Annotated in this window: 13 protein-coding genes, 1 tRNA gene and 1 pseudogene; 6 read left to right on the forward strand and 9 right to left on the reverse strand. The window is 63.4% G+C overall.

From position 1 onward, the window contains the following. A partial coding sequence (locus C4T42_RS23095; protein WP_181049204.1) for a transposase occupies nucleotides 1–254 on the reverse strand: 254 nt, incomplete at its 3' end. A 337-nt stretch (nucleotides 255–591) separates the two neighbouring features. Between C4T42_RS23095 and C4T42_RS23105 the strand changes: the two genes are divergently transcribed. The 3 genes from C4T42_RS23105 (at nucleotide 592) to C4T42_RS31565 (ending at nucleotide 1,856) form a co-directional block, all read left to right on the forward strand. Then, nucleotides 592–993 carry a helix-turn-helix transcriptional regulator gene (locus C4T42_RS23105; RefSeq protein WP_103985927.1) on the forward strand — a complete coding sequence of 134 codons (402 nt, stop codon included), beginning with the start codon at nucleotides 592–594 and terminating at the stop codon, nucleotides 991–993. Between the two features lie 89 nt (nucleotides 994–1,082). Beyond that, nucleotides 1,083–1,358 carry a hypothetical protein gene (locus tag C4T42_RS31560; protein ID WP_146074021.1) on the forward strand — a complete coding sequence of 92 codons (276 nt, stop codon included), beginning with the start codon at nucleotides 1,083–1,085 and terminating at the stop codon, nucleotides 1,356–1,358. Between the two features lie 237 nt (nucleotides 1,359–1,595). Next, the gene (locus C4T42_RS31565) at nucleotides 1,596–1,856 is read left to right on the forward strand and encodes a hypothetical protein (protein WP_146074022.1); all 261 of its coding nucleotides are present in this window, start codon (nucleotides 1,596–1,598) and stop codon (nucleotides 1,854–1,856) included. A gap of 71 nt (nucleotides 1,857–1,927) precedes the next feature. Here C4T42_RS31565 and C4T42_RS23110 read toward each other — a convergent pair. Continuing rightward, a pseudogene (locus C4T42_RS23110) lies at nucleotides 1,928–2,350 on the reverse strand (MFS transporter); the annotation flags it as partial. A gap of 202 nt (nucleotides 2,351–2,552) precedes the next feature. Between C4T42_RS23110 and C4T42_RS31570 the strand changes: the two are divergent. Next, on the forward strand, nucleotides 2,553–2,948 hold the full coding sequence (locus C4T42_RS31570) for a hypothetical protein (protein ID WP_146074023.1): 396 nt from the start codon (nucleotides 2,553–2,555) through the stop codon (nucleotides 2,946–2,948). Nucleotides 2,949–3,496: 548 nt separating this feature from the next. Here C4T42_RS31570 and C4T42_RS23115 read toward each other — a convergent pair. Then, nucleotides 3,497–4,198 (reverse strand): DUF2971 domain-containing protein, encoded by a 702-nt coding sequence (locus tag C4T42_RS23115; RefSeq protein ID WP_103985928.1) that lies wholly within the window; start codon nucleotides 4,196–4,198, stop codon nucleotides 3,497–3,499. A 9-nt stretch (nucleotides 4,199–4,207) separates the two neighbouring features. Then, entirely contained in the window at nucleotides 4,208–4,495 is a 288-nt protein-coding gene (locus C4T42_RS31575) for a hypothetical protein (protein ID WP_146074024.1), read from the reverse strand. A gap of 113 nt (nucleotides 4,496–4,608) precedes the next feature. Between C4T42_RS31575 and C4T42_RS23120 the strand changes: the two genes are divergently transcribed. After that, the gene (locus tag C4T42_RS23120) at nucleotides 4,609–5,187 is read left to right on the forward strand and encodes a recombinase family protein (protein ID WP_103985929.1); all 579 of its coding nucleotides are present in this window, start codon (nucleotides 4,609–4,611) and stop codon (nucleotides 5,185–5,187) included. Between the two features lie 167 nt (nucleotides 5,188–5,354). On the opposite strand, the gene C4T42_RS23125 is transcribed toward C4T42_RS23120, so the two are convergent. Further along, nucleotides 5,355–6,782 (reverse strand): hypothetical protein, encoded by a 1,428-nt coding sequence (locus tag C4T42_RS23125; protein ID WP_146074025.1) that lies wholly within the window; start codon nucleotides 6,780–6,782, stop codon nucleotides 5,355–5,357. Further along, on the reverse strand, nucleotides 6,779–8,473 hold the full coding sequence (locus tag C4T42_RS23130) for a VPA1262 family N-terminal domain-containing protein (protein ID WP_146074026.1): 1,695 nt from the start codon (nucleotides 8,471–8,473) through the stop codon (nucleotides 6,779–6,781). Before C4T42_RS23130 ends, C4T42_RS23125 begins: the two co-directional genes overlap by 4 nt. A gap of 484 nt (nucleotides 8,474–8,957) precedes the next feature. On the opposite strand from C4T42_RS23130, the gene C4T42_RS23135 reads away from it, so the two are divergent. Beyond that, nucleotides 8,958–10,091: a tyrosine-type recombinase/integrase gene (locus C4T42_RS23135; RefSeq protein ID WP_103985932.1), complete on the forward strand. Its 1,134-nt coding sequence runs from the start codon at nucleotides 8,958–8,960 to the stop codon at nucleotides 10,089–10,091. A gap of 25 nt (nucleotides 10,092–10,116) precedes the next feature. On the opposite strand, the gene C4T42_RS23140 is transcribed toward C4T42_RS23135, so the two are convergent. The 3 genes from C4T42_RS23140 to tsaE form a co-directional block, all read right to left on the reverse strand. Then, nucleotides 10,117–10,193 (reverse strand) — tRNA-Arg (locus C4T42_RS23140). 124 nt (nucleotides 10,194–10,317) lie between these two features. Next, nucleotides 10,318–11,070, reverse strand: coding sequence for a nucleotidyltransferase family protein (locus C4T42_RS23145; protein WP_103985933.1), 753 nt, complete (start codon nucleotides 11,068–11,070; stop codon nucleotides 10,318–10,320). Between the two features lie 19 nt (nucleotides 11,071–11,089). Next, nucleotides 11,090–12,652 (reverse strand): tRNA (adenosine(37)-N6)-threonylcarbamoyltransferase complex ATPase subunit type 1 TsaE, encoded by a 1,563-nt coding sequence (gene tsaE, locus C4T42_RS23150; protein ID WP_244603263.1) that lies wholly within the window; start codon nucleotides 12,650–12,652, stop codon nucleotides 11,090–11,092. Nucleotides 12,653–12,697: the final 45 nt, after the last annotated feature.

The raw sequence follows: 12,697 nt of genomic DNA on the forward strand, positions 1-12,697 counted from the left end.
GGAAAGTAGCTGCCCTTGCGCAGCTTCGGAATGCGCAGCTCGACCGTGCCGGCCCGCGTCTGCCAATCCCGGTCACGGTAGCCGTTGCGCTGGACCAGCCGCTCGGCGCTCTTCTCGCCATGGGCCGCGCCGGTCAGGCCACCAACCTCCAGCTCCATTAGCCGCTCGGCCGCAAAGCCGATCATCTCGCGCAGCAAATCGGCGTCGGCGCTCTTCTCCATCAGCCCGCGCAGGGCCATCATCTCGTCGGTCATCGGGGGGCTCTCGGGTTCGCGGTTGGTGCTCGCAACCCGACCCTACCCGGCAACCGCCGATGACCACCCCGCGAGAGATCCCGCCTGCTACAGCGCTGTGAAGGGCGCGCAGGCGGGCTCTCCCGCTACCGGCGAGCTACACCACCTCCAGGGACACGACCTCGCCCACGCGTTCCTACCGACGATCAAGCTAGGGCCCGAGCAAGCCGTGGCGACACGTCCGGCAAAGGGCCGGCGGTGCTTCATTTCTGATTGGGCGGGTCCGAAGTGCCCAGGACCTTATTTATGATCAGGGGGAGGAAATCGTCCGAAACCCCTTCTCTATGAGCTGCTTGCGATGCCCCGGCGCGCGAAAAACCACGTCCCCAACCCGGTTGATCGCCACATCGGCAAGCGCATGCGGCTGCAGCGGATGATCCGCGGGCATACGACATACAGCCTTGCCGAGGTGCTGGGGCTCAACGAGCGGACGTACCGGGATTACGAGACTGGCGCTCTGCGCCTCAGCCCGTACCGGCTGGTGCAAATCGCCCGGGCGTTGTGCGTCGAGCCGGGTTTCTGGTTCGTGGGTGCGCCCAGCAGCTTGTTCGAGCCGAGCCCACCCATTGACACCGGCAGTATGGGTGACGGCGACACGCGCCAGCTGCTTCGGGCGTGGGCCGCCCTCACCGGCAAGCCGCGGAAGCACCTGCTGGGAATTGCGCTGGCAATCGCGCAGAGATCATCAGGAGCAGCTTGAGCTTCGATCGCGAAAAATCGCTCCTTAGTACGTCAACACGTCATGAGCCCCACCTCGTGTGCACCGCTTGTGGTGCCGAGGAAATCGAGATGCTCAATAAGTTCGCCACCCGCCGTGTCGTTTTGACATACATGCCAGCCGATGGAGACAAGGAAATATTCCCGGAAATAAATGAATGTCTTTCGTGCTGGACGAGAGAATTTTTCGGCTACGTCGAGCAGATTGGCGTTTTATCGATGTATATTTTTGTTTCCAGAAATTCCGATCTATTCGAGCTGGTGGAGTTTATTGCAAACGAGATTTTAAAGCCGCAAGGCTTCGAGGAGATGCAATTCAGCATTACTGCAAGCGGATCCGTTTCGTAGCGTTGATTTAAAGCCTCCAGAAATTGCGAAGTTCCTGTAATTTCTGGAGGTATCCTCCCGTGCCCCCGGTGATTTTCCGGAACAACGAACTTTTTGGGTTTTGGAGCCGGCGCATCGACTTCGGAGGAGACGTACGCGCTGGGATATGGATCCAGCGGTTCATGTTGGTACCCACGCATTTCGGGTGAACTTCAGGAAGCTTTCTTTGAATGAGTGGCACCATCATCCGAGCGCCTCATGGCCATTCTTGCTCCCCGGTTCCGCGCGGCGGATGACACCAACCCCGACCACCCGAACATCCCTTGCTGGACGGTTGAGGTGTGGTCAGCGGCCGACGGCCGCTGGAAGCAGCATTTGGTCGATGGCATGCCTGTCCACCGCCCGACGCGCGAGCGCGCCCAGGAGCTGGTCGATCGGCTGAACCGGGGCGAGGACATCAGCGAGTTCCAGCGACGCGGACCAGGGACTGCTTCATGGGTGTGCCCGGGTTCAGCCTGATCCTGTTGTTCGTGAAGGTCGGGGCGATAATACCTGCAACAGCAGGTTGCCACTGTGGTGCAAGCGTAGCGTCAGCGTAACCGCCAGAGCGCTCTAACCAGTCCCAGGTTCGTCGCGGCGAGTGCCACCAAAACCCATAGCAATGCATCGGCGCTCCCATGCGCGAGCACGAACGCACCGATGGGCGGGGCAAGCGCTTGAGCCACGAGGCCCGGCCGAGCTAGTCGGCCGATCAACGAGGCGTAGCGGTCAGCACCGAACAGCGCGAGTGGCACCGTACCCCGGGCAAGCGAGTAGATGCCGTTGCCGGCACCATAGAGCATGAGCCATGACCCAACGCCTGGTAGTCCAGCAGCCAAGAAGCTGAGCCCGAGTGTGACCAGGCCGAAGGCGGCCGTCAGCGTCCAAAGCGGGTGGCGCCGCCCTTTCGTAGACATTTCGATCACCCAGGCGGTCACTTGGGCCGGGCCAATCAGCGTGCCGTACGTCGCCGCCGAGCCGCCGTTCCAGTTGGCAGCCATTGGTCTACCGCGGCCAAAGCAGCGGCCAAGCACCCCGGCGCTCAATCGTCACTGACACGATCACGACATCGTCAGGCGGCGACCATTTTGACCGATCTGCAAGGGACTGTTGCAGGATTGACACAGGATAATGTGGTTAAGCTAGAAATCGGCATGGCTATTGGGATCACACATAATGCTGCCCGAGGGTTTGTTTCAATTCCTTAGAGACGCAAATAGTGTCTTGCTCGTTGGGGCAGTCATACTAATATTGTTGGGCGCTGTAACGCCCACTCAGTTATTTGGTGTAACAATTGAGTGGACTTCCGCAAAGAGCTGGCGAGTACTAGGGATTGGTGTTTTGCTTTTTATAGCGTCATTGCCACAAGTTCGTCAGTTTGGTATTATAAAAATCGATGTCGAAAGCTTGAATGTTGCTCGCGACGAAGCAACACAGTGTGCCGGGTTGGCCTATGCAGCTTCAACAAATACCAGCGATGTAAGGACTTGTACATTACGAGGAGCGCAGGCCCAGGGTCATGGCAATGCCGCTGTGAGCGCAATCAACAAAACTCTCAGTTCAATAAAATAGCATATTTTGTATGAATAAAGGCTAATATTTGTAGCGGCTCACTCCCGGATCTCGGCTTTAGATCGCTTGATCGATTGTTGGTGTAGACGACCACCGCTTTGTTAGCCGAGTGGCGCAGCTTCACCATATGCGTCACGCCCGGGGAGGGGCCGGCCCAAAGACGCGGATATGGGTGCGTCATCCAAGCCTCCGACAACTCGGAGGCAGCTCGCCATAATATCGCATGATTGCAAAAGCATGCACCGAACGCGGGTTCATTATGTGTAGGCCCGCGCCGTACCAGCTGCTCCACGGGCCACTGAGCTGTGTTCGACCGCCCAAGCCGAACCGCTGACCACCGAACCAGCCAAACGAAACCGAGTCAGCGTTCCGTTGGGGCTTGCCCTTCGAAACTGCAGAGCAGGAACGTACCCGGCATGAGTGTCCGGCTGTACCCCTCCCTGCGCGTCAGATCGATGGGTAGCCTGGCAGTGCAGCTGCCGGCGGTGGCAACCCGATGCTGCCGCTGCCGTCGCATACCGGTTCAAATACATCTCATTATGAACAAACTAGCTGACAGCGAAGCGAGGTGGGTCATCCGAGCCGACGACTGTAAGTTTGTAATCATCAACGTCAATATATTTTATCTCAAACTGAGTGAGTTCTTCGAAGCGATCAGTCTGATGATTATCTAGATTGGTTCCCAAGATTATTCTTGTAATACATTCGGGATTGTTGTATCTCACTTCATTCATCTTAGTTGTCATTAATCGCCATTCTCGTTCTTGACTCCAGCGGTGATTTTTACGCCCAAGGACGCTGCGTGCGAGGCTGTCAATAGATGCTGTCTTAGAAATAACGGGCATTTCCTCGTCATATGTCATGCGCACGAGTTGATCATCGTCATCTAATTCCGCGAGCAGCTTGCTTACATCATATTCGATACAAATACCTCTCATGTTATTTGTATAATGCGCCCACATCAGTTCATTTGTGGGCGTTTCAGAGAATGAGACAATACCAACATTCAATTTACTTTGGAACAAGGCATGATACAAATCTACTCTTTCTCGAAAAGTATCATCTCCTTTGTATAGACCTTCCATCGGGTCGTTCATTGCTTTGAAATTTGACGCCCAGATGTAGTTGTCTTTGATGGCCTTTATTTCCTGTTTGAATGTTTTTCCGGCAGGGTCATCATGTTTGTCAGTCAGAGCACGATAGCGGTAGAGTTTTTTGGGCTTGGATACAATTTTGATGCGAGCAGGCATCTGTTATCCTCAAAGCTGCTTGTCTGATATGATTACTCGACTGTCCCCCCGTTGGATACCAAGGGCTATCGTTCCAAAAATCAAGAGTAATAAGCGGTACAAAAAGTGATTTTTATACAATGGGTTAGTCCGTGCAAAGTCCAGCACGAAATGTCCGCGCTGATCCGGCAGCGGTCGCTCGGCGAGCGACTGCCATGGGTAGCCCCCCATAACAGGTGTTGCGCAGGTCCACGGTTCGTCCGCTTGAAGCCATGCTTTGGCAGCAACGGCATTGCCGATCCAATAGGGCTTGGTCATGTGGAGCGTTCCACCACGCCCCAAATCCTATTCCGATAAAATCACTTTGATTTTTGGAATGCGATCGTGTCCAATGTCAATGAGTCTATTGGAACGGTTCGCCGAGGTCCAGCATGCTGGTGGGGTACGCCCGAGTTTCCACTCTCGACCAGGAGGCCGGGTTTGAGGCGCAACTTCGCGAGCTGGAGCGCGTAGGCTGTGAAAGGTTGTTCAGTGAGCAAGTGTCTTCGGTCGCGAAACGCCCGCAGCTGACGGCGGCGCTGGAGTTCGTCCGGGAGGGCGACACGCTCGTTGTGACCAAGCTCGACCGGCTGGCCCGATCAGTGACGCATATGGGCGAGATTCTGACCGGGCTCGAAGCCAAGGGTGTGGCGCTGCGCATCCTGAGCTTAGGCGTGGATACGGGTACTTCGACAGGCAAGCTGATGCTCAACGTGCTGGCCGGCGTGGCGCAGTTTGAGCGGGAAATGATGCTGGAGCGCCAGCGCGAGGGCATCGCCAAGGCCAAGGCCGCCGGGCTGTACAAGGGGCGTAAGCCGACCGCGCGAGCCCGTGCCGCCGAGATCGAGGCGCTGGCAGCGGAGGGCCTGAGCATGGCCAAGATCGCCAAGCGGCTCGGGATCGGCGTGGGCAGCGTCCACCGGACGCTCCGTCCAAAGGACGCAGCCACGGCCATGACGATTTCAAGCTAGAGCGCGGTGAGAGCATCGCCGAGGACACGAAACGCGTACCCGTCGAGTGTCGGAAAAAGTCAGCGTCGGACCCATCACGACGTGTCCGTCGCTGAGTTTGTCCGACGCGCGAAATTCGATGCACCAGAGGACGGCTGCCGGCGGCGGCCCTGCGCGTGTTTCCGTCCTCAACTCACGTCCCAGTGATAGCGGCGGCGGACGAACGGTTCGGCCGCGGCTGGCGGCAAGTGAGCGCCCGGGCCCGGGAGCCAGTCATTGCCGTCCGGCGATACCCCCCTCGCGTGGGCGGTGATTTGGTAGTGTGAGAGGAGCCGAAAGAAGGTCGAGATCGCCACGCTGACAGACGCGTGCCAACATAGGTCCAGTTCGTGAAGGCCGCGCGCAAATTCGGCGTCCGGGTCCGAAGCGCTTTCGGAGTGCCCTTCGACGAGCCAGCCCACGACAGCATAGTCGAGTTCGGTGGTCGCAATCCCGGTCAGGGTACCATCCCGGTCACCCGCGTCGAAGTCCCACGCCCGCCACCGCTGGTGGGCGCTCCTCCAGAGGACCCGCCGCCGCTCGGCGTCCGCACGGACTCGGAATGCCGTTAGGCAGCCAGTGACAGCGGCGCGCCCATCACCGCCCAGGGTGCTGAGCGAGATGCTGTACACGTAAGCTTCGAGTGCACCGTCGCTGGCGCGGGCGAGCGCACGGCCGAGGGATTCCTGCATGTGCGGGTTGCGGACGGGATAGCGGTTGAACACCGCAAGCCAACTGGGCCACCCGGGCTCGTCGGCCGCGAGGACGGTGAGCAGATCGGTGAGGGCCGCCCCTTCATTAAGGGTGAGGGTGCGCCTCTCTCGCCGGACGACACGCTCGACCGCGGCGAAGCGGGCGTGCGGGCTGGCGGTTTCAACAGCGACACGGAAGGCCTCTTCGAGAGGCAACGACCCCAACAGCAAGTGACCGTGCGTCCAACTCTCGACGCCATTGACGAGGCGGATCAGGCTGGGGCGGTCCAGCGCGAGCAATCCGTGAAGCGCCTGCATCGCGGCGGCGTCGAGTTTTGGTAAGCGCGGGAAGGCGCGGGCCAGCTCCGCGAGCTGCGCCCAATCGCTCGCCCGCTCCGCGTTTTGCAGGAAGGCCAGGTGCTCGCACTCCCAGACCGGCGCATTCGCTGGGACATGAGCGTTCGGCGCCCGGCCCCGGATGACCGCCCGGAGACCTGCCGGGATGAGTTCTCGTTCGACGAACCGCGATCGCGCCGCCTCCCAGAAACCCCCGGCCTCATCCCAGAAAGCCGCGCAGACCAAAGCCGCTTCGAACCTCTGCACGGCGTTGTCGGTGCCCGGATCCAGCTCGCACAGCGTGTGCACGACCCAACCGAGGCGCGCGGACAACCGGCGCACCCCATCCGGGTCCAGGGTCGGCAGGGCCGCGAGCGCGGTCGGCACGTCGCCGAGGTCCCGGCGGGCCGCGACCAACAAGCTATCGAGCGTGGCGTTTGTCACCGCGGACCCGCCCTCCCGGATCACGGCCTCTACAGCGACGGGCGGCTCGACCTGACCATCCCAAGCTTCCAGGAGGCGGGCGAGTGCCCGCACTCGCGCGGTCACCACGACCTCCAGACGACGTGCTCCGGCTGGTCCACCGCGGACCAGAGATCCTGGAAGGCCCCGGCGATCAGCGCGGGGTTCGAGACGCGCTGCAGGATGTGGTGCGCGTTGCCCAGGCTGTTGACGGACGTGCCCAGCGACCACGCCAGCGGACCGTCCGGGCCGTTCGGGAAGATCAGGAACCGGTCGTGGAACGCCCAGCCGCCGGGCCCCCGGCTGTTGCGGTACTCCAGCCTCAGGCCCTCCAGGTTGCCGCCGTCGCGAGCGAGGAGGACCCGCTGGCGATCCGCGAATGAGGCCGGCGGTGGCTGCACCGACCCCGGCTCGGCCCCTCCCGGTCGCGCCACGCGTGGCGGATCGCTTCCGCCGCTCAGGCCCCTCAAGAGTACTCCGCCGTGGGGGCACCAAAACAGTGTCTGAAGGAGATCAGCGGCAGTGAGGTATGGGTCCCACAGGTCCACCCCTCCCTCGCCATGTCGGGCGATGAGGAAGCGGATGTCGGCCAGAGCGCGGGCCCGCTCCGCCGACGAGCCGGCGGCCGGCCGGTACTGGACGAAATCGCGCGTCTCCTCCAGGCGGCGGCGCTCTTCCATCTCTTGACGCCGACCGAGCCAAAAGTCGGCATCCTGGCCAGGATCCTCACCGACGACGGTCCTCGTCGTCGCGATGAGGCCGACGCGCTCCGGCCTAACGACGTCGTCATGGTCCGCGGCGCTGAACAGCCGGGGTTCGTGCTGCAGCATGTGGCTGTTGAGCGTGATCTGTCTCAACACCGAGGTCGGCGCGGTCGCGATCAGGAGCGCGCCTGACCCAACGTCGAGCACCTCCGACTCGACGGGTCGCCGCCGGCCATCGACCGCTAGGTCGCCGCTGCATTCGAGCCGCTCGCTGACCGCGGCGCCTGTCAGGAGTTCGTCCCATTTGGCTCGCGCGGCAGCCGTTAGGGCACGCGGCAGCGTTCCCGGCCGCCATATCGTCTCAAGCCGCAAATGGTCGCCGTCCCGGGGCACCGCGACACTGGGCACGACGACTGTGACCGGCACCTGTATCAGCACGTCCCCCAACAGGTCCGCTAAGCCGGCGAAGGCAATCGGGACGGCGGCCGACACCGCTTCGGACAGTTGCTGCAGGCGGCGGCGGTCGGCGAAGAAGGGGGTGAGGTGCAGCTTCTGCCGATCAAGCAGGCGGAACACGTATGACCCAGCCCAGAAATTGTTTTTGAGGACCCTATTGAGCGGGACGGCCACTGAGCCATCAGGAGGCGCAAACATCGGGGGCTCGGGCCACAGAGCACCGACTTGGAGGGCACAGCCGCTCAGCCCCCACACCCCAGTTTGCGCATAATTCTCCAGGGTTCGATCGAGGGCCGGCAAGGGTCGGAGCGTGCGCGCGACGCCAAAGGACCAGTCGCGAAAGCCATCGACCCGTATCCGTGGGATCGGAAATTGCGGTCGATCGGCATCGCTCACGTCCGGGCGGCCTTCCGCAAGAACGGCCAGCGAAAGGACGTTCAAGGGTTGAGCCCCGCGCGGTGTGGCCGTGATCTCAATCAGCTCGACGTGGTCGAATTGCCCGATTCGACCGTGCTCTAGCAACGGGCGCAACTGCTCGCGCAACCGTGCATAGGCCGCGCCCCTGCCATCAAGCTGAGTGCTCGGGCTCGGGATTGGCTCCAGCGCTCCAGCGGTCATCAAATTCTGCCCCCGGTTCATCCATACGCATACGCCCGAACGGTCCCTCGCTGAAGTTGAATCAACGATCCAGGGCCCATGCTAGGTAGGGCTGAGCGCTAGCTACGAGGACCTTTGGCGCCAAACCAGCTCGCGAGATCGTCCCGCCGTTATATGTACTCAGGAACGCGACTTTCGCGCTTCCGGCATGCACGTGCAGCGCTCCGCACGGCGAGCCAGGGACGGTCGTTGGCAGCGCGTTCGAGAACGATGTCGGATACCAGTTTGTTGTCGCCCCGGTGTGTCACGAAGGCTGAGGCTGCGGAGCTGTGCCGTATCACCCCCGGCCAATTCACCCGGTGGATGAAGCTTGGGCTCGTCCCCGGCCCATTGCGTGGCACCAAGCGCTGGCTGGTAGCCGAAATTGATTTTTTTCTCGGCCGGGTTAATTCCTGTGCCCACCCACTGAAGGAGGCTCATCACCTACAACAGTGGAAGATGCGACGTGATCAGCGAACTGCCGGGGGTCAACATAGTCCGCAAGCAACGCGCGGACGGCACTGAAAATATTTATTATTACCACCGCGCAACCAAGACTCGCCTTACCGGACTGCCAGGAACAGTTGAATTTCGAGCCAGTTATGCCGCCGCCCAGGCGAGCATCCGTCGCTCGCAAACAACACAGGACGTAATTTGGCTCATCAGGCGATACACCGACTCGCCGGAGTTCAATAAGAAGTTGGCATTGAGCACGCAAAGGGAATACCGGCGCATGCTCACAACCATGGAGCCAGAGTTTGGCGATATGCCGGTTTTGGCTCTACAGGATCACGAAGTCATAACTGTTTTCATGGACTGGCGGGACAAGGTGGCGACCGATTCGGGAGAGCGTGAGTCAGACAACAGGCTTTCGGTACTGTCAGCCATGCTTACGTGGGCCAAGCGCCGGGGTCACATCCACTTCAACCACGTTCGCGGATTTGAACGCTTACACAGCGCCGATCGATCGGAGGTCATTTGGCTGCCCGAGCATATCGAGGCGTTCATGAGCGTGGCGCCGCTAGAGTTACAGCGGGCGCTCATGCTCGCGCTGCACACCGGACAGCGGCAGGCCGATATTTTGGGACTGGAGTGGTCGGCGTACGACGGCAAGAATATTTGGCTGAGGCAGGGCAAGAACGCGCGGCATGGACGGGCAGCGCCGCTCATGAGGATCCCGTGTACCGAGGCGTTACGCGGCACACTCGATGGGATGGATCAGACGACATCGCACATCGTCACCACGAAGTCCGGCCGCTCGTTCGGCAAGCGGCATTTCGCTCGTACGTGGCATCGAGCGACGCGCGAAGCACAGCTCGATCGGGCCAGATTGTTCGGCTTCAGAGACCCGGTAGCGTTGCACTTCCACGACTTACGAGGAACTGCAATCACGCTGCTTTCGGAAGTCGGATCCACGCCACAGGAAATCGCGGCAATCACCGGCCATAAGCTAGCGAGCGTGACCCAGATCCTCGACCGCTATATGGCGCGATCCGGGGGACTGGCTGATCGTGCAATCGAGAGGTGGGAAAAGTCGTCGGCCACGGAGTATGCAAACCGCTTGCAAACTCGCCAACCGTCGCTGGCCCGGCGTTCCTGATTATCTAGCAAAATCAGGTAGTTGATGGCGCGCCCGAAAGGATTCGAACCTCTGACCCCCAGATTCGTAGTCTGGTGCTCTATCCAGCTGAGCTACGGGCGCCTGACACGGCGGCGGGCTCTCGGCCCGCCGGTGTGAAGGGGCTTCTAGAGGCTCAGATCCGGCTTGGCAAGACACTTCGGACAAGGACTTCGCGCTCCGCGCATCGTGCCCCGGATCCGGCTCTCTACGGGGCCCGGGCGCTCGCGCGAACGCGCTCCTCCGCGGCCCGGATCGCCTCCGGCGTGCCGACATGCAGCCACTGGCCGTCGAGCCGCATCCCGAACAGCCGCCCCGCCGCGATCGCCCGGTCGAACAGCAGGTTGAGCGAGAACGCGCCCTCCGGCGTGTCGGCGAAGAGGCCCGGCGTGAGGATCGCCACCCCCGCGTAGATGAACGGCGCCACCGCGCGCTCGCCGCGGCGCTCTAGGCGGCCGTCCGGATCCATCACGAAATCCCCGGAGCCCTCGTAGCCGAGGCTGGTGGCGGTCGGTGCTACCAGCAGCAGGCCGTCCATGCGGTCCCCGTCCCAGGTCTCGATCAGCCGGCGCAGGTTGGAGGCCGGCCCCTCGAGCCAGAACGAATCCGAGTTCAGCACCACGAACGGCGCGTCGCCCAGGAGCGGCAGCGCCTTGCGGATGCCGCCGCCCGTCTCCAGCAGCGCCGCGCGCTCGTCGGAGACGGTCGTGGCCGGTCCCGGGGCCGCCCCCTCGGCCCGGCGCGCGAGGTGCCCCTCGATCAGGTCGGCGAGGTAGTGGACGTTGACGACTGCGCTCCCGATCCCGGCCTCGGCGACCCGGTCGAGGGCGTGGTCGAGCAGGGCCTTGCCGGACACCTCCACCAGGGGTTTCGGCACGGTGGCGGTCACCGGCCGCATGCGCTTGCCCAGGCCCGCGGCCAGGACGAAGGCGCGGCTGACGGCGGGGCTGGGATCGCTCATGCGGTCGGGAATCCGGTGGTCAGGGGTCGGGCGCCGGGGCGACGAGGCCCGGCAGATGGTCCGCGTGCCAGGCCCGCAGACCGGCGAGCGCCGGATGGGCGAGGTTGCGGGCGAGGTAGCCCTCGATCCGCGGCAGGTGGGCGAGGTAGCCGGGCTTGCCGTCGCGCCGGTCGAGGCGCGCGAAGATGCCGAGGATCTTGGTGGCCCGCTGGGCCGCCAGCAGCGCGTAGGCGGTGGCGAAGGCGCCGACGTCGAAGGTCGGGTCCCGGCCGCGGCGCTCGCGGGCATAGAGGCCGAGGAGCCGCAGCTCGAACTCCGCGCTGGAATCGACCCGGGCATCCTGCAGCAGCGAGGCGACGTCGTAGGCCGGGTGGCCCATGACGGCGTCCTGGAAATCGATCAGCCCGACCCGCTCCAGCCCGTCGCGCTCGGGCAGCCAGATCAGGTTCGGGGAATGGTAGTCGCGCAGGGTCCAGGTCGGCCGATCGGGAATCGCCCCCTGGAGCGCCGCCCGCCACAGGTCGACGAAGGCCGCCCGCGCCGCCGCCGACAGGCTGACGTTCCGGATCGCCGGGGCGTACCATTCGGGCATCAGCTCCGCCTCGAACAGCAGCGCCTCCATGTCGTAGGGCGGCAGCCTGTGCTCGATCCCCTCCGCCACGGGCAGGACCGGGGGCAGCGGGTTGGCGTGGAGCTTGGCCAGCACGCGCACGGCCTCGGCGTAGCGCTCGGGCCGCGGGGCGCCGCCCTCGATCACCGGCTCGCTGCCGAGATCCTCCAGGATGAGCAGGCCCTCGGTCAGGTCCTCGCCGTAGATCTTCGGGGCCGAGAAGCCGAGTGCCCGCAGGCCGCGGTCGAGGGCCACGAAGGCGTGGACGCTCTCGGCGAGGTGCACGATCGCGCTGTAGGGCTTGCCGTCCCGCACCGGCGGCCCGTCGGGTCGCGGCGGCGCGATCATCAGCACGGCGCTGGTGCCGTCGGGCTTGGTCAGGCGCTCGTAGGCGCGGGAGGAGGCGTCCCCCTGCATCAAGGTCCGCTCGGCGATGTCCCAGCCGCTGCGGTCGAGGAGGCGGCGCACCGCGCGGGCCCGGTCGAGGCGGGCGCGCATGCCGCCGGTGCCGTCGATCCGCGCGAGCCGCGCCTCGGGGCCGAACTCCGCCCGCAGGGACAGGTCCACGGTCAGCACCGGGCCGGCGCGGGGCGGCATCCGGTCGGGCCACTCCACCAGGGTGATCGCGCCCTCGGCCATCTCGTCGAAGCCGAGTTCCACCAACTCGTCGGGGTCGCGCAGCCGGTACAGGTCGGCGTGGACGATCGGCTGGCCGTCGCGGGCCGCGTAGGGCTGGATCAGCGTGAAGGTCGGGCTCGGCACCTCCAGGCGCGGGTCGCCGGCGAGCTCGCGGATGACCGCGCGGGCGAGCGTGGTCTTGCCACCACCCAGGCCGCCGGACAGAGCCACGACGTCCCCGGGCATCAGGAACTCGGACAGGAACAGGCCGAGATCCTCGGTGGCCGTCTCCTCCGGCAGCACGAATTCCCAGGGCGCCGGATGCGCGGATGCCCCCGCAGACCCTTCGGCCATCTGCCCGTCCCGCTCGTCTCCGCCCAAAGCCCGCCTCCGAGACCC

Origin of the sequence: Methylobacterium sp. 190mf (genome assembly GCF_900107945.1) — a bacterium.
Classification (GTDB): Bacteria; Pseudomonadota; Alphaproteobacteria; order Rhizobiales; family Beijerinckiaceae; genus Methylobacterium.

Coding starts and splice junctions, on each gene's coding strand:
- C4T42_RS23105 (WP_103985927.1), top strand. CDS start 592: ATGCCCCGGCGCGCGAAAAACCACGTCCCCAACCCGGTTGATCGCCAC.
- C4T42_RS31560 (WP_146074021.1), top strand. CDS start 1,083: ATGCTCAATAAGTTCGCCACCCGCCGTGTCGTTTTGACATACATGCCA.
- C4T42_RS31565 (WP_146074022.1), top strand. CDS start 1,596: ATGGCCATTCTTGCTCCCCGGTTCCGCGCGGCGGATGACACCAACCCC.
- C4T42_RS31570 (WP_146074023.1), top strand. CDS start 2,553: ATGCTGCCCGAGGGTTTGTTTCAATTCCTTAGAGACGCAAATAGTGTC.
- C4T42_RS23115 (WP_103985928.1), bottom strand. CDS start 4,198: ATGCCTGCTCGCATCAAAATTGTATCCAAGCCCAAAAAACTCTACCGC.
- C4T42_RS31575 (WP_146074024.1), bottom strand. CDS start 4,495: ATGACCAAGCCCTATTGGATCGGCAATGCCGTTGCTGCCAAAGCATGG.
- C4T42_RS23120 (WP_103985929.1), top strand. CDS start 4,609: ATGCTGGTGGGGTACGCCCGAGTTTCCACTCTCGACCAGGAGGCCGGG.
- C4T42_RS23130 (WP_146074026.1), bottom strand. CDS start 8,473: ATGACCGCTGGAGCGCTGGAGCCAATCCCGAGCCCGAGCACTCAGCTT.
- C4T42_RS23145 (WP_103985933.1), bottom strand. CDS start 11,070: ATGAGCGATCCCAGCCCCGCCGTCAGCCGCGCCTTCGTCCTGGCCGCG.
- tsaE (WP_244603263.1), bottom strand. CDS start 12,652: ATGGCCGAAGGGTCTGCGGGGGCATCCGCGCATCCGGCGCCCTGGGAA.